The sequence below is a fragment of the Paracoccus sp. (in: a-proteobacteria) genome (assembly GCF_046462195.1).
Taxonomy (GTDB): domain Bacteria; phylum Pseudomonadota; class Alphaproteobacteria; order Rhodobacterales; family Rhodobacteraceae; genus Paracoccus.
The window spans coordinates 1-15,815 of record NZ_JBKGUN010000271.1 but is presented as its reverse complement, the minus strand read 5'-3'; the positions used below and the strand labels follow the sequence as shown (position 1 = coordinate 15,815).

Sequence of the window (15,815 nt, the reverse complement as noted above, 5' to 3'; positions counted from 1 at the left end):
ATGGCTGCCAGTTCGGCCTGCTTTTCGGCCACCAGCGCCGCATCGCCGTCCGATTCGACGTTCAGGCGTACCACCGGCTCGGTGTTCGACTTGCGCAGGTTGAAGCGCCACTTGCCGAAATTCAGCGACACGCCGTCCAGATCGTCGCGGCTGTCGGCCTGGGGTTCATAGATCTCGATCAGGCGGGCAATGGCCGCATCCGGGTCCTCGATCGTGTAGTTCGTCTCGCCCGAGGAAGGGTAAAGCCGCATCCGCTCTTCCAGCAGTTCGGCCAGGGTCTTGCCCTTGCGCGACAGCAGCTCGATCATCAGAAGCCACGGGATCATTCCGCTGTCGCAGTAATAGAAGTCGCGGAAGTAATGGTGCGCCGACATCTCGCCGCCATAGATCGCGCCGACATCGCGCATCTTGCGCTTGATGAAGGCGTGACCGGTCTTGCTGACCACGGCCTCGCCGCCCGATTCCGCGATCAGGGCGCGGGTGTTCATGATGACGCGCGGGTCATGGACGATCTTTTCGCCGGGGGATTTTTCAAGGAAAGCCGCACCCAGAAGGCCCACGATGTATTCGCCGGGGATGAAGCGGCCGTTCTCGTCGAAAAAGAAGCAGCGGTCGAAATCACCGTCCCAGGCCACGCCCAGATCGGCCTTTTCTTCCTTCATCCGCGCCACGGTGGGGGGCTGGTTCTCGTCCAGCAGTGGGTTCGGGATGCCGTTCGGGAAGCTGCTGTCCACATCGTGGTGCATCCGCACGAATGTCAGCGGTGCACCGCGACGCTCCAGTTCAGCCGCAATGGCGTCAAAGGTCGGACCTGCGGTCCCGTTGCCGGCATTCACCAGGATCTTCATCGGCTTCAGCGCGGCCACATCGACGAAATCCGCCATGCGCTGCGCATATTCGGCGCGGGCGTCGCTGAAATCCGAAACGCTGCCCTTGGTGGCTGGCGCAAACTCACCCGAGGTTGCCAGTTCCACGATGGGCGGCAGTTCCGTCGCCGGATCCAGCGGTGCGGAACCGCGGCCCACGATCTTCATGCCGTTGTAGTTGATCGGGTTGTGCGAGGCCGTGACCTCGATCCCGCCATCGGTGTCCTGGTTGCCGGTGTGGAAATACACTTCCTCGGTGCCCGCCAGGCCCAGGTCCAGCACGTCGGCGCCGCCGTCGGTCAGTCCCTCGATCAGCGCGGCCGCCAGTTCGGGCGAAGATTCGCGGCTGTCGCGGCCCACGACCACGCGCTTGGCCTGCCGGGCCTGCGCGAATGCGCGCCCGATGCGGTAGGCCACATCCGGGTCCAGGTTCTTGCCCAGCTCGCCTCGCACGTCATAGGCCTTGAAGCAGGTGATCTCGCGCCTGCCCAGCTGATCTTTTCCGGTCATCGAATTCTCCGAAGCTGTTTGACAAAGCGCTAACAGGTTCGGTCCGGATTTCAAGGCAATGCGGGCAAAGGCGTTAAGTTGCAACCTTGGGCCGAGGTGACGGCACATGAAAAGCACGCTAGCTTTGTCCCGAATGCGAAGGAGAGACCAATGGACGCCAAGGCCCTGATCACCGCTTACTATGATGCCTTCAACGCGGGCGACACCGATCGCATGCTGGACATGGTCCATGACGAGGTCGAGCACCACGTGAATGAAGGCCAGATTCGCAAGGGCAAGGACATGTTCAGGGCCTTCAACGCCCACATGACCGACAGCTATCGCGAGAACCTGACCGACATAGTGATCTTTGCCAATGAAGCGGGCGACCGGGCTGCGGCCGAGTTCGTGGTGAACGGCACCTATCTGAAAACCGACGAAGGCCTGCCCGAGGCCAAGGGCCAGACCTATCGCCTGCCTGCCGGCGCCTTTTTCACCATCCGCGATGGCAAGGTCGCCCGCGTGACGACCTATTACAACCTTGCGGACTGGAACAGGCAGGTCAACCAATGAGCGTGACGACGCGCGTCCTGACCGGCGATGCGCTGGCCGCGGCGCTGGACGATGTCGCGCGTCTGCGGATCACCGTGTTCCGCGACTTTCCCTATCTCTATGACGGGGACGAGGATTACGAGCGCGATTACCTGCGTGCCTATCAGTCCTCCGGAGCGGTCGTGGTGGCCGCACTGGACGGTGACCGGATCGTGGGGGCCGCAACCGGGGCGCCCATGGCCGATCATGCCGCTGACTTTGCCGCAGCGTTTTCGGAACGCCCCGAGCCGCTGGACCAGATCTTCTACTGTGCCGAGTCGGTGCTGCTGCGGGAATATCGCGGCCACGGCATCGGGCACGCCTTCTGGGACGCGCGCGAGGATCATGCCCGTGCCCTCGGTGCGCGCTGGTGCGCCTTTTGCAGCGTGGTCCGTCCTGCGGATCATCCGGCGCGTCCCGAAGGCTATCGCCCGCTGGACGCCTTCTGGCGCAAGCGTGGCTATGAGCCCTTGCCGGGCGTGGTCGCGCAATTTGCCTGGAAGGACCTGGGCGAGGCCGGTGAAACCGACAAGAACCTGCAATTCTGGATGAGAGAACTGTGAAGATCGCTGCCGCCGCCTATCCGATCGACTGGTTCGATGATTTCGCCGGTTACGAGGCCAAGCTGACGGGCTGGGTCCAGGACGCCCAAGGCGCCGACCTGCTGGTCTTTCCGGAATACGCTGCCATGGAATTGGCCTCGCTGGGGGGCCGGGATGTTGCCGGCGATCTGGAGGCCAGCCTGCACGAGGTCGCCCGCCACTGGCCTGCGGTCGAGGCGCTGCACCTGCGGCTGGCGGCGCAGCATGGCTGCCACATCCTTGGCGCATCGGGGCCGGTCTTCGAGGGCGCCCGTCCGGTCAACCGGGCGGTGCTGTACGGACCGCAGGGGCGGATCGGCCATCAAGACAAGCAGATCATGACCCGGTTCGAGCGGGAGGATTGGGACGTGACCGGCGCGCCCGGTTTGCGCCTGTTCGACACCGCGCTGGGCCGCATCGGCGTCCTGATCTGTTATGACAGTGAATTTCCGTTGCTGGGGCGGATGCTGGCCGAAGCCGGGGCCGAACTTTTGCTGGTGCCCAGTTGCACCGATACGGTAGCGGGATTTCATCGGGTACGCATCGGGGCCATGGCGCGTGCACTGGAAAGCCAGTGCGTCGTCGTACAGGCCCCCACCGTCGGCCCCTGCGACTGGATGCCCGCGCTGGACGAGAACCGGGGTCGCGCCTCCCTTTATGGGCCGCCAGACGGGTTCTGGCCTGAAACCGGCATTATCGCTCAGGGCGATATGGACGTTCCGGGCTGGGTCATGGCCGAGGTTGATCTGGCCCGGGTCCGGCAAAGCCGTGCGGAAGGGGCCGTCCTGCCTTTCGCCCATTGGCCGGAACAAGCGGACAGCCAGCTGATCTGACGATAAAGGCAGGTCAGAATTAACCTAAAATTAAGTGGTTTGCGCTTTAACTGATCGGCAAGCGCACCCTATCTTAATGGCATGCTGCACGTGACCGACACCATTGCCATCGAAGAGTGGGAACTCTCGGAACAGTTCACCCGGGCCCAGGGGCCGGGTGGCCAGAACGTCAACAAGGTGGAGACGGCAGTCGAACTGCGCTTCGAGGCGGCGCGCTCTCCCAACCTGGCCGAACCGGTCAAACGGCGCCTTCAGCGGCTTGCGGGGCGGCGCTGGACCCAAGAGGGCGCGGTCGTGATCCTGGCACAGGAAACACGCAGCCAGGCCCGCAACCGGGAACTGGCCCGGGACCGTCTCGTGGAACTTATCCGTGCCGCGCTGGTTTCGCCGAAAAGGCGCATTGCGACACGACCGACCTTGGGCAGCCAGAAACGGCGGCTCAAGGCCAAGACCGTCCGGGGCGAGGTGAAGACGCTGAGAGGCAGGGTGGACGACGAGGAATGAAGGCATTGCGCAGATCATTGGACCTGATTCTGGGACGTCGTCCGCGGTCGATGCAGGTGGGTGCGATCTGTCGTGACAGCGCGTCGGGCCATGTTCTCATGGTGACAAGCCGGGACAGCGGCCGCTGGGTGATTCCCAAGGGCTGGCCCATGGAGGGCCGGACCCTTCACGGTGCCGCCGCTCAGGAAGCATGGGAGGAAGCCGGGGTGGAGGGAACGGTTTCCCCCGTCGAACTGGGCCGCTTCAGCTATGACAAGGGTCAGGCCGAAGGGTTTTCCATTCCGGTCGAGGTAAGGGTCTTCCTGCTGGAGGTGGACAGGCTGGCGAATCGCTATCCCGAGAAAACCCAGCGGACGCGTCGATGGTTCACGCCCGCCGATGCGGCGCAGTCGGTGGCCGAGCCCGGCCTGCAGGCCATCCTGAAACGCTTGTCGGACCACAAGGCCCCTACGCCCGACGCGCGCAAGGTGGCATGAAACCCCACGCGCAATTCCGGACATTGGACAAGGATCTGGGACGGATCGGCCATGCCGAGGCCGCCCAGATGCATGCGTTCCAGCCTGTCTGGAGGCTGGGCCTAGGGGTTCTGGCACTTGTCGGGGCGCTGCTGCTGGTGCTGGCGCTGTCGGGCGCAGCCTCGGGCACATTGGCCATTGGTGCGGGACTGATCGTGGCGGCCTGGCTTGGCATCGCGATCGGGTCGAACGATGTCGCAAACTCTCTTGGTCCCGCGGTGGGGGCAGGGGCCATCAGCCTTTTGCCGGGTCTGATCCTTGTGGCTGTTGCGGGACTGGCAGGCGCCATGCTGGCCGGGGACGCGGTGACCTCGCGTCTGGCTGACGGCATCGTGCAGGTGGCACCATCGATTTCGGGTTCAAGGGGGCAGCTGCTGATGGTTGCGGCGCTGATCGGTGCGGCCACCTGGATCACGCTGGCCACCGGCATCGGCCTGCCCGTCAGCACCTCGCATTCCATTGTGGGTGGCATTGCGGGGGCGGGGGCGGTGGCCTTGGGCCTGTCGGCCGTGGGCTGGAGCGCCGTCACGATGATTGCCCTGGTCTGGGTGGCAACGCCGCTGGTTGCCGGCGGACTGGCCGGGGCGCTGCTGGTCCTGCTGCGAACCAAGGTGGTGGATGCGCCAGACCGCGGAACGGCCGCACTGCGATGGTTGCCGGGCATGGTCGCCGCGATGTCGGGGTTGTTCGCTGCCTATGTCGCGATGCTGGTATCGGACGACCTGACGCCGGGCTGGCTCGTTGCACTGGCGGTTGGCGTGGTGGGGACCGGCGCTTATGCCGTGACGCGCCAGCGCCTGATGCAGGAACTGGCGGTCAACCCGCGCAAACCGGGCGCCAAGAGGCTGTTCCGCCCGGCGCTTCTGATGTCCGTCGTCATCATGGGCTTTGCTCACGGGGCCAATGACGTGGGCAATATTGCCGGGCCCTTGTCGGTCATCCTGCGCGCCAAGGCGCCCGCCGCACAGGCGGGGCTGGTTCCTCTTGTTGTGCTGGCCGGATGTGGGCTGGCGATCGGCATCGGCACGCTGCTGTTCGGACGGCGGCTGGTTACCATGGTCGGCAGCGGGATCACCCGGCTGAACGCGGGCCGTGCCTTTTGCGTGTCGATGGCGACTGCCGCGACGGTGCTGATGGCCTCGGGCTTTGGGCTTCCGGTTTCGACAACGCATGTGGCGGTGGGCGGTATCTTTGGCGTGGGCTTTGCCCGCGAATGGCTGGACCGTCGACGCGATGCCCGCCATCAGCCGATGCCCGCCGAAGAGGCGCGCCGCCGCATCCTGGTGCGGCGCAGCCATGTCCTGACGATCACCGTCGCCTGGCTGGTGACGCTGCCGATCACGGCAGGGCTGGGAGCCGCGGCCTGCGGCTTGATCCTTTGGGCGACCGGGGGCGGGTTCTAGACGGTTACCGGTCGCAGCACCTGCTGTCCCACATCGAAGACCTGCTTGTAGCGCTCGATCTCGCTGGCGGGGCCGGTGGCCTTGGCGGGATTGTCCGACAGCTTGACGGTGGGCCGACCATTGGCCGACACGGCCTTGCAGACCAAGCTGAAAGGGGCCAGCCCGTCGCCCGGCACCAGCCTCCGGAAATCGTTTGTCAGCAGCGTTCCCCAGCCAAAGCTGACCTTGACCCGCCCATGAAACTGTCGGTGCAGCGCGATGATCCGCTCCTGGTCCAGCCCGTCCGAAAAGATGACCAGCTTCTGGCGCGGATCCTCGCCGCGGTCCTTCCACCAGCGGATGGCGGTTTCCGCGCCGGTGGCCGGATCGCCGCTGTCGATGCGGATCCCGGTCCAGCCCGCCAGCCAGTCGGGCGCCCCTGCCAGAAAGCCTGCACTGCCATAAGTGTCGGGCAGGATCATGCGCAGGTTGCCGTCATGCTCTTCGTGCCAGTCGGCCAGCACGTCATAGGGCGCGCGCCGCAGTGCCTGATCGTTGTCGGCCAGGGCGGCATAGACCATGGGCAGTTCATGGGCATTGGTGCCGATCGCCTCGATGTCGCGGCGCTGCGCGACGAGACAGTTCGAGGTGCCGATGAAGCGGTCTCCCAGCCCCTCGATCATGGCCTGCACGGCCCAGTCCTGCCACAGGAAGCTGTGGCGCCGGCGCGTGCCGAAATCGGCGATGCGCAGGTCCGGCAAGACGCGCAGCGCTTCGATCTTTTCCCAAAGGCGTGTCATCGCACGGGCATAAAGCACCTGCAGTTCGAACCGGCCCATGTCCTTGAGGACCGCGCGCGAGCGCATTTCCATCAGGATCGCCAAGGCAGGGATCTCCCACAGCATGACCTGGGGCCAGGGGCCTTCGAAGGTCAGCTCGAACTGGCCATCCCGCCGCTCCAGCTGATAGGCGGGCAGGCGCAGGCCCTCCAGGAACTCCATGAAGTCCGGGCGGAACATCTGGCGCTTGCCGTAGAAGGTATTGCCGCGCAGCCATGTGCTTTCGCCGCGCGTCAGGGACAGGCTGCGGACATGGTCCAGCTGTTCGCGCAGTTCGCCTTCGTCGATCAGTTCGGCCAGGCGCACGTTCTTGCTGCGGTTGATCAGGCTGAAGGTGACGGTCGTATTCGGCCGGTTGCGAAACACCGACTGGCACATCAGCAGCTTGTAGAAGTCGGTGTCGATCAGCGACCGGACGATAGGGTCGATCTTCCACTTGTGGTTATAAACGCGTGTGGCGATGTCGACCATGATCGCTGACCCCTTGAGATTTGGCCCCTTCGTGCCCGGAACGGGGCGGGCGTGCAAGCCCATGCCCTCAGGACAGCGTGACCCCGGCCTGTCGCATGCTGTTGCGCGCAGCCGTCAGGCTGTTGTCCAGGTCGATCGCGCGGCAGGCACCCTCGATGACACGGGACTGGAAGCCGAGCCGGGCTGCGTCCAGCGCACTCCATGCGACACAGAAGTCGAGGGCGAGGCCCACGAAGCTCAGTTGATCCAGACCCCGGTCCCGCAGATAGCCTGCAAGTCCTGTCGAGGTCTCGTGGTCGTTCTCGAAAAAGGCCGAATAGCTGTCGATCCGGGTACGAAAACCCTTGCGCAGCACAAGGTCTGCGCGGCCGGTATCCAGATCCGGATGAAAGGACGCGCCCTTGGTGCCGATCACGCAATGACGCGGCCACAAGACCTGCGGACCATAAAACATTTCGGTCAGTGAAAACGGCTGGCCGTCCGGATGGTTGTCGGCAAAGCTGGCATGATCGGCCGGATGCCAGTCCTGGGTCAGGATGACCGCGTCAAAGTCGCCCATCATCGCGTTGACCGGACGAACGATGCTGTCTCCGTCGGCCACGGCAAGGGCGCCGCCGGGGCAGAAGTCGATCTGCAGGTCGATGACGATCAGGGCATGCGGCATGGGAACCTCCGGCAGGTGACGCGTCATTAATTCGGACCGGTCCTGCCGGGTCAAGTCCCGGCCGGGCAGGGGTGGTGGCGCTTTGTGCTTTGCGCTAGGGCGGCCCCGCCTTACGCTGCGCCAACAAGGGAGGACATGATGGGCATGAAGGACGATCTGCACCATCCGGCCGAATATGACGAGAACGAGGTGCCCGTGCGCTCGGCCACGATGATCTGGGGTTTGCGCGCCTTGGGCCTGATCATGGCCGGGCTGGTCTGGTGGCTGCTGGGCGGGCAGGAGGGGTTGTCCCCCGATGCGCGGGTCGTGGCCGCGATCGGCACGCTGATGGCCGTCTGGTGGATGACCGAGGCGATCCCGCTGTCGGCGACCGCCCTGCTGCCCATCGTGCTGATCCCGGCACTGACGGAACGCACAGTGGCCGAGAGCACGCAGCCCTATGCCAGTTCGATCGTGTTCCTGTTCCTGGGGGGCTTCCTGATCGCCATCGCGATGGAAAAATGGCACCTGCACACGCGCATCGCGCTGCTGACCCTGCGCCGGGTGGGCGTTGCGCCGCGGCGGATCGTGCTGGGCATGATGCTGGCCACGGGCTTTCTGTCGATGTGGGTGTCGAATACCGCCACGACGCTGATGATGCTGCCCATCGGCCTGTCGGTCCTGTCGCTGGTGGTCGAGCGCGGCTCGCGTCAGGACGGCGCGGCGGCCGGGGAGGCTCTGGCCGGCGGTGCCGCCATCACGGACGTGGTGCGCGACAAGAACATCAGCGCCTTTGGCGTCTGCCTGGTTTTGTCGATTGCCTGGGCGGCCTCGATGGGCGGCCTCGGCACGCTGCTGGGCAGTCCGCCCAATGCCATCGTTGCCGGCTATGCCGCCGACGAACTGGGTCGCACTATCGGCTTTCTGGAGTGGATGATGCTGGGCACGCCGCTGGCATTCATCTTCATCTTCATTGCCTGGATCCTGATGACCCGCGTCCTTTATCCGTTCGACCTGCCCGAGATCCCCGGCGGCCGCCAGATGATCGAGGATCAGGTGCAGGGCCTGGGCCCCCTTAGCCAAGGCGAGCGGATGGTGCTGGCAGTCTTTCTGGGCGCGGCCTTCCTGTGGGTGGTGCCGGGGCTTCTGACCTCGATACCCGGGGTCGAGGATGCGGCCCCCTGGCTGGACAGCTTCGACGACACGGCCATTGCCATCGGTGCGGGCCTTGTGATGTTCCTGCTGCCGGGGCGCGGGCGCAGCCAGATGGTGCTGGAATGGAAGGACGCCGAACAGGGCCTGCCTTGGGGTGTTCTGCTGCTGTTCGGGGGTGGCCTCAGCCTGGCGTCTGCGGTGGCGGCATCAGGACTGGACAGCTGGTTCGGCCAGCAGGTGACGGGGCTTGGTGCGCTGCCCAGCATTCTTCTGGTGGCCGCGGTCGTCACCATCATCCTGTTCCTGACCGAGGTCACTTCGAACACGGCAACGGCTGCGACCTTCATCCCGATCCTGGGTGGTGTCGCATTGGGCATCGGCGCGGACCCGATGACGCTGCTGATCCCGGCGGCGCTGGCCGCGACCTGTGCCTTCATGCTGCCGGTGGGCACGCCCCCGAATGCCATCGTCTTCGGCACCGGCACGGTCACCATCGCCCAGATGGCCAAGGGGGGCGCGGTGCTGAACATCGTGGGCATCCTGCTGATCACGCTGCTGACCTATCTGCTGGGCGGGTTCGCCTTGGGGCTGACCTTCTGACGCAGGCCCTTGCCTGCCACGGCGCGGCCCGCTAAGGCCGCGCCCATGCTGACCGTTGCCGCCCTTTATCATTTCGCCCGCCTGCCTGACCCCCAATCCCGGCAGGGGCCGCTGCTGGACCTGTGTCAGGCCCATGGTCTCTGCGGCACGCTGTTGCTGGCCCCCGAGGGCGTGAACGGCACCATCGCCGGGCCGCGGACCGGGATCGATGCCGTTCTGGCGCATATCCGCGCCTGGCCGGGCTTCGAGGGGCTGGATTGGAAGGAAAGCGCGGCCGATGCCCCGCCCTTTGCCCGCATGAAGGTCCGCCTCAAGCGCGAGATCGTGACCATGGGCCAGCCGGACGTGGACCCGACGGCCGCCGTGGGCCGTTATGTCGCCCCGCAGGACTGGAACGCGCTGATCGACGCGCCTGATGTGGCCGTCATCGACACGCGGAACGACTACGAGGTGCAGATCGGCACCTTCCAGGGCGCCGTCGATCCCCAGACGAAAAGCTTTCGCGACTTTCCGGCGTGGTGGGCCGAGAATGCGTCGCGGTTCGAGGGCAAGCGCATCGCCATGTTCTGCACCGGGGGCATCCGCTGCGAGAAATCGACGAACTTCCTGATCTCTCAGGGCGTGGACGAGGTGTATCACCTGCAGGGCGGCATCCTGAAATATCTGGAAGACGTGCCCGAGGCGCAAAGCCGCTGGCAGGGCGAGTGCTTTGTCTTTGACCAGCGCGTCAGCCTGACCCACGGGTTGCAGCAGGGGCGTCACGGCCTTTGCCACGCCTGCCGCCGTCCCCTTGCCCCCGAGGACTGCGCCCGGCCCGAGTTCGAGGACGGCGTCAGCTGTCACCGCTGCATTGATGAATACACCGGCGACGACCGCGCCCGCTTTCGCGAGCGCCAGCGCCAGTTCGAGCAACGGTCCGACGCGTAAGCGCCGCCCGGAGCAGATGCCTCAGCCTGCGGCCCCAAGGCCACCCGCGGCAATGGCCGCCATGTTCAGGATGTCGCTGACGGTCGAGTTGGTCGAGCAGATCTGGATTGGCCGGGCCACCCCGGTCAGGATCGGCCCGATCACGGTCGCGCCCGCCATCTCCTGCAGCAGCTTGACCGAGATCGAGGCTGAATGCCGCGCCGGCACGACCAGCACGTTGGCAGGCGCGGTCAGGCGGCTGAACGGATAGCGGGCCGCCGCCTCGGGGTTCAGGGCGACATCCACGGTCATCTCGCCTTCGTATTCAAAGTCGGCACCGCGGCGGTCCAGAACCTTGGCGGCCTCGGCCATCTTGATTGCGCGTTCGCTGACTGGATAACCGAAATTGGAAAACGACAGGAATGCCACCCGCGGATCAAGGCCCAGCCCCCGCGCCACCGCCGCGCCGCGCGTGGCGATGTCGGCGAGGTCCTCGGCCTCGGGCCATTCATGCACCAGCGTGTCGCCGATCAGCACGATCCGCCCCCGATGCAGGACGGCGGTGACGCCCACCGCCCCATCCTGCGGCCGCACGTCAAAGACGCGGCCGATCTGCGCCAGCACCGGCGCGTTCTTGCGCGTGGCCCCCGTCACCAGCCCGTCGCCATGGCCATGGGCCAGCATCAGGGCCGCAAAGATATGGCGATCCCTGTTGGCCAGCTTGGTCGCATCCTCGCGGTCCACGCCCTTGCGTTGGAGGCGCTGATAGAGAAAGTCGTGATAAGCCTCCAGATGGCGGCTGTTGGCGGCATTGACGACGCTGATCTCGCGGAAGGCATCGCCCAGCCCCAGTGCCTGCAACTCGGCCTTGACCTCGGCTTCGCGTCCCACCACCAGCGCCTGGCCCATGCCGCCGCGCGCCCAGGCAACGGCGGCACGCAGCACGCGCGGGTCGTCGCCTTCGGCAAAGATCATGCGGGCCTGCTTGCGGCGCGCGCGGGCGTGGATGCCCTGCAGGATCGCTGCAGTGGGGTCCATGCGGTTCTTGAGCGTCTGGACATAGCCCTCCATGTCGATGATCGGGCGCCGGGCCACCCCGGTTTCCATGCCGGCCCGTGCAACGGCAGGGGGAATGACGTGGATCAGGCGCGGGTCGAAGGGCGTCGGAATGATGTAGTCGCGGCCGAACTGCAGCTTGCGGCCATAGGCGATGGCGACCTCGTCGGGCACGTCCTCGCGCGCCAGCCGGGCCAGCGCTTCGGCGCAGGCGATCTTCATCTCGTCGTTGATGGCACGGGCGTGGATGTCCAGCGCGCCGCGGAACAGATACGGAAATCCTAGGACGTTGTTCACCTGGTTGGGGTAGTCGCTGCGCCCGGTAGCCACGATGGCGTCGGGACGGACGGCATGGGCGTCCTCGGGCGTGATCTCGGGGTCGGGATTGGCCATGGCGAAGATGACCGGGTTGTCGGCCATGCTTTCGACCATGGCCTGCGTGACGGCGCCTTTGGCACTGACGCCTAGAAAGACGTCGGCGCCCTTCATCGCATCCTCCAGGCTGCGCGCCTCCGTCACGACGGCATGGGCGGATTTCCACTGGTTCATGCCCTCGGTGCGGCCCTGCCAGATCACCCCTTTGGTGTCGCACATGAGGCAGTTGTCATGCCGCGCGCCCATCGACTTCAGCAGTTCAAGACAGGCGATGCCCGCCGCGCCCGCGCCGTTCAGGACGATCTTCACGTCCTCGATCTTCTTGCCGGACAGTTCCAGCGCATTCAGCAGGCCCGCCGCGCAGATCACGGCCGTGCCGTGCTGGTCGTCGTGGAACACCGGGATGTCCATCAGCTCCTTCAGGCGCTGCTCGATGATGAAGCATTCGGGCGCCTTGATATCCTCCAGGTTGATGCCACCGAAGGTCGGACCCATCAGGCGGACGGCATTGATGAACTCGTCCGCGTCCTCGGTGTCCAGTTCTAGGTCGATGGCGTTCACGTCGGCAAAGCGCTTAAACAGGACCGCCTTGCCTTCCATCACCGGCTTGGAGGCCAGTGCCCCCAGGTTGCCCATTCCAAGGATAGCCGTGCCGTTCGAGATGACGGCGACCATGTTGCCCTTGGTCGTGTAATCATAGGCCGTCTCGGGGCGGTCGGCGATGGCCTGGACGGGCACCGCAACGCCCGGCGAATAGGCCAGCGACAGGTCGCGCTGCGTGGTCATGGGTGTCGAGGCTACAATGTCGTATTTCCCCGGACGCGGCTCCATGTGATAGGCCAGCGCCTCCTCGGGGGTGATGCGGGTGCGGCTGGTCTTGTCGGTCATGGGATGTCCTCGGGCTGTGCAGGAACTGCTTAACCTTTCGAGGGGCACGCATCAACGCGGATGCTGTACTGTATGGCAGGGCCTATCACCGCACGCCGCCTCCGCTCCGGAAACACCGCAATCAGATCGTGACCTTGACGAAACTGTCGCGCAGGGCTGCCGACCAGGCGGCGCTCATCCGGGCGAAATCAGGGTCGCCGTCCTGGATGCGCCGTCGCGTGGTAACCCTGCAGGCATCCTGTTCGATCACGGCCAGATCCAGCGGCATGCCCACCGACAGGTTCGAGCGCAGGGTCGAATCCATCGACAGCAGCACCGCCTTTTGCGCATCCGCCAGACTGGTGGCGGGGGTGACGACGCGGTCCAGGATCGGCTTGCCGTATTTGTGTTCCCCGATCTGGAGGAAGGGCGTGTCTTCCGTCGCCTCGATAAAGTTGCCTTCGGGATAGATCAGGAACAGGCGCATGTCGCCGCCCTTGCGTTGCCCGCCCATGATCATGCTGGCCGAGGCCTGCTGCTTCAGATCGCGGCACTGGTCCGCGATCTCGCGCCGGGTGCGGCTCAGCGTGTCGCCGATGATCGTGGCCACCCGCAGCATCGTCGGCGCCTTGAGGATCGACGTCGTTTCGTTCGCCAGTTCGTCCTCGATCGCTTCCGTCAGGCGGGCGATGGTGGTCTGGGTGACGGACAGGGAGCCCGCAGTCATGATGGTGATGATCCGCTCGCCGGGATTCTCAAAAAAGAACATCTTGCGATAGCACGAGATGTTGTCGAGCCCGGCATTGGTGCGGGTATCGGACAGAAGCACCAGTCCGGCATTCAGTTTCAACGCGACGCAATAGGTCATCGGCCCATCTTTCCGTTCATTCCGGCAGGCAGCCTAGAAGCGGGGAACAGTGGCTGCAACGGCTCGTTTCCAGCAGATCCGGCGGCAGGGGGCCTGTCATGAAACTGTCGGGCGGCTCTGGCAGGAGGTCGCACATCGTGCAACTCTTTGCCGGTCAAGACGAGGGGACCCCCATGACCAAGACATTCGCCCTGACCCGTCGCGGGTTCCTGTCCACCAGCGCCGCCGGTCTGACGCTGGCCGTGCTGCACCCGTTCTCGGCCCGGGCCGAAGCAGGGCAGGCGCATCTGCGGATCATGGAAACGACGGACCTTCACGTGCATGTCTGGCCATACGATTATTACGCCGACAAGCCCGTGGACACGCTGGGCCTGTCGCGGACCGCGGCCCTGGTCGGGGCGGTGCGGGCCGAGGCGACGAACACGCTGCTGCTGGACAACGGCGATTTCCTGCAGGGCAACCCCTTGGGCGATTACATCGCCTATGAACGCGGCATGGCCGAAGGGCAAACCCACCCTGTGATCCAGGCCATGAACGCACTGGGGGTCGAGGGCGGCACCCTCGGCAACCACGAGTTCAATTATGGGCTGGAGTTCCTCGAGCGCAGCTTGGCCAGCGCGGGTTATCCCGTCGTTTGCGCCAATGTCGTCACCGAACAAGGCGCCACCGCTGCCGAGGACCGGACCTTGGTCCCGCCCTATGCGGTGCTGGAGCGTGAACTGGTCGATGGCGTGGGGCAGTCGCATCCGATCCGCATCGGCATCATCGGCTTCGTGCCGCCGCAGATCATGCAATGGGACCGTGCGCATCTGGAGGGCCATGTCACGGTCCGCGACATCGTCGAGGCGGCCGAGGCCTGGCTTCCCCGGCTGCGCAGCGAAGGGGTCGATCTGGTGATCGCGCTGTCCCATTCAGGCATCGGTTCCGCCACCGCGCAGCCCGGGATGGAGAATGCGGCCGTTCCGCTGGCGCGTCTTGACGGGATCGACATCATCCTGACCGGCCATTCGCACCTGGTCTTTCCCGGACCCGATTACGAAGGTTTCGACGGTGTCGACGTGGCCGCGGGCACCATCGGCGGCAAGCCGGGCGTCATGGCCGGCTTTTGGGGGTCCCACATGGGCCTGATCGATCTGCTGATGCAGCGGGAGGGCGACCGTTGGGTCGTGGTCAGCCACGAGGCCGAGGCGCGCCCCATCTTCGAACGCGACGCCGACAACAACGTCGTGCCCTTGGTTGAAAGCGTGGCTGCCATCGAAAAGGTCACGGCAGTCGAGCACCAGCAGACGCTGGATTATGTCCGCCGCGCCGTCGGCCAGACCAGCGCGCCGCTTTACAGCTATTTCGCAATGGTGGCGGATGATCCCTCGGTCCAGATCGTCTCGAATGCGCAATCCTGGTACATCGCGCAGATGCTGGCCGGGACCGAGCATGAAGGCCTGCCTATCCTGTCCGCCGCCGCGCCCTTCAAGTCGGGCGGCCGCGGCGGTCCGGAATACTTTACTGACGTTCCGGCCGGCGATATCGCCATCAAGAACGTGGCGGACCTTTACCTGTATCCCAACACGATCCGGGCCGTGCGGGTAACGGGGCGACAGGTCAAGGACTGGCTGGAGCGCAGCGCAGGCGCGTTCAACCGGATCACGCCGGGCGAGGCGGACCAGATGTTGCTGAACACCGAATTTCCCAGCTACAATTTCGACGTGATCGATGGTGTGACCTATCGGATCGATCTGTCACAACCCGCGAAATACGATCGCGACGGGGCAGAGGTGAACCCGCAGGCCAGTCGCATCGTGGATCTGGCCTTTAAAGGCCGGCCCATTGATCCCGAGGCCGAGTTCATCATCGCCACCAACAACTATCGCGCCACGGGCGGCGGATCCTTTCCGGGGGCCGACGGGTCGACGGTCATCTTCGAGGGGCCGGACACGAACCGCGATGTCGTCGTGCGCTATATCGTCGAACAGGGGACCATCGATCCGGCAGCCGATGGCAACTGGTCCTTTGCGCCCCTGGACGGGGCGACAGTGTTGTTCGACACCGGCCCAGGGGCCGCGACCTATCTGGAGGATATCACCACGCTGGCCATCGTACCCGCAGGCGAAGGCCCGGAAGGCTTTGCCCGGTATCGCATCACGCTCTGACGCGGCAGGTCCGGGGGCTGCACCCCCCGGATCCCTGCAATGCCTGGCTGCAGGTTTTACTGCGCCACGTCCTCGACTTGGACACGGACATCCATTTCCTCGGACCCCCGGCCCAGGGCCACGCCGC

General features: G+C 65.3%; 14 protein-coding genes. 9 read left to right on the top strand and 5 right to left on the bottom strand.

Features of this window, described 5'->3' with window-relative positions:
* Positions 1–1,376: phosphomannomutase (locus ACLHHB_RS16445; RefSeq protein WP_410219361.1), on the bottom strand; the 1,376-nt coding region annotated here is incomplete at its 3' end.
* A gap of 150 nt (positions 1,377–1,526) precedes the next feature.
* On the opposite strand from ACLHHB_RS16445, the gene ACLHHB_RS16440 reads away from it, so the two are divergent.
* The 6 genes from ACLHHB_RS16440 to ACLHHB_RS16415 all read left to right on the top strand — a co-directional run bounded on the left by ACLHHB_RS16440 (position 1,527) and on the right by ACLHHB_RS16415 (position 5,782).
* On the top strand, positions 1,527–1,928 hold the full coding sequence (locus ACLHHB_RS16440; protein WP_410219360.1) for a ketosteroid isomerase-related protein: 402 nt from the start codon (positions 1,527–1,529) through the stop codon (positions 1,926–1,928).
* Positions 1,925–2,509 carry an N-acetyltransferase family protein gene (locus tag ACLHHB_RS16435; RefSeq protein ID WP_410219359.1) on the top strand — a complete coding sequence of 195 codons (585 nt, stop codon included), beginning with the start codon at positions 1,925–1,927 and terminating at the stop codon, positions 2,507–2,509. The genes ACLHHB_RS16440 and ACLHHB_RS16435 overlap by 4 nt, the downstream gene beginning before the upstream one ends.
* Positions 2,506–3,360 carry a carbon-nitrogen hydrolase family protein gene (locus ACLHHB_RS16430; protein ID WP_410219358.1) on the top strand — a complete coding sequence of 285 codons (855 nt, stop codon included), beginning with the start codon at positions 2,506–2,508 and terminating at the stop codon, positions 3,358–3,360. Before ACLHHB_RS16435 ends, ACLHHB_RS16430 begins: the two co-directional genes overlap by 4 nt.
* 81 nt (positions 3,361–3,441) lie before the next feature.
* Positions 3,442–3,864, top strand: a complete 423-nt coding sequence (gene arfB / locus ACLHHB_RS16425) for an alternative ribosome rescue aminoacyl-tRNA hydrolase ArfB (protein ID WP_410219357.1) — start codon at positions 3,442–3,444, stop codon at positions 3,862–3,864.
* The gene (locus ACLHHB_RS16420) at positions 3,861–4,340 is read left to right on the top strand and encodes an NUDIX hydrolase (RefSeq protein WP_410219356.1); all 480 of its coding nucleotides are present in this window, start codon (positions 3,861–3,863) and stop codon (positions 4,338–4,340) included. The genes arfB and ACLHHB_RS16420 overlap by 4 nt, the downstream gene beginning before the upstream one ends.
* Positions 4,337–5,782 (top strand): inorganic phosphate transporter, encoded by a 1,446-nt coding sequence (locus tag ACLHHB_RS16415; RefSeq protein WP_410219355.1) that lies wholly within the window; start codon positions 4,337–4,339, stop codon positions 5,780–5,782. The genes ACLHHB_RS16420 and ACLHHB_RS16415 overlap by 4 nt, the downstream gene beginning before the upstream one ends.
* Here ACLHHB_RS16415 and pncB read toward each other — a convergent pair.
* Both pncB and pncA read right to left on the bottom strand, forming a co-directional pair.
* Positions 5,779–7,071, bottom strand: a complete 1,293-nt coding sequence (gene pncB, locus ACLHHB_RS16410) for a nicotinate phosphoribosyltransferase (protein WP_410219354.1) — start codon at positions 7,069–7,071, stop codon at positions 5,779–5,781. The two genes, ACLHHB_RS16415 and pncB, sit on opposite strands and share 4 nt — an antisense overlap.
* Before the next feature lie 67 nt (positions 7,072–7,138).
* Positions 7,139–7,735 carry a bifunctional nicotinamidase/pyrazinamidase gene (pncA, locus tag ACLHHB_RS16405; RefSeq protein WP_410219362.1) on the bottom strand — a complete coding sequence of 199 codons (597 nt, stop codon included), beginning with the start codon at positions 7,733–7,735 and terminating at the stop codon, positions 7,139–7,141.
* A 144-nt stretch (positions 7,736–7,879) separates the two neighbouring features.
* Between pncA and ACLHHB_RS16400 the strand changes: the two genes are divergently transcribed.
* Both ACLHHB_RS16400 and ACLHHB_RS16395 read left to right on the top strand, forming a co-directional pair.
* Positions 7,880–9,469 (top strand): SLC13 family permease, encoded by a 1,590-nt coding sequence (locus ACLHHB_RS16400; RefSeq protein ID WP_410219353.1) that lies wholly within the window; start codon positions 7,880–7,882, stop codon positions 9,467–9,469.
* 45 nt (positions 9,470–9,514) lie between these two features.
* Positions 9,515–10,396, top strand: a complete 882-nt coding sequence (locus ACLHHB_RS16395; protein WP_410219352.1) for a rhodanese-related sulfurtransferase — start codon at positions 9,515–9,517, stop codon at positions 10,394–10,396.
* Positions 10,397–10,417: 21 nt separating this feature from the next.
* Here ACLHHB_RS16395 and ACLHHB_RS16390 read toward each other — a convergent pair whose 3' ends face one another.
* Positions 10,418–12,694: an NADP-dependent malic enzyme gene (locus ACLHHB_RS16390; RefSeq protein ID WP_410219351.1), complete on the bottom strand. Its 2,277-nt coding sequence runs from the start codon at positions 12,692–12,694 to the stop codon at positions 10,418–10,420.
* A 121-nt stretch (positions 12,695–12,815) separates the two neighbouring features.
* Positions 12,816–13,541: a peptidase gene (locus tag ACLHHB_RS16385; RefSeq protein ID WP_410219350.1), complete on the bottom strand. Its 726-nt coding sequence runs from the start codon at positions 13,539–13,541 to the stop codon at positions 12,816–12,818.
* 173 nt (positions 13,542–13,714) lie between these two features.
* Between ACLHHB_RS16385 and ACLHHB_RS16380 the strand changes: the two genes are divergently transcribed.
* Positions 13,715–15,688 carry a bifunctional 2',3'-cyclic-nucleotide 2'-phosphodiesterase/3'-nucleotidase gene (locus tag ACLHHB_RS16380; RefSeq protein ID WP_410219349.1) on the top strand — a complete coding sequence of 658 codons (1,974 nt, stop codon included), beginning with the start codon at positions 13,715–13,717 and terminating at the stop codon, positions 15,686–15,688.
* Positions 15,689–15,815: the final 127 nt, after the last annotated feature.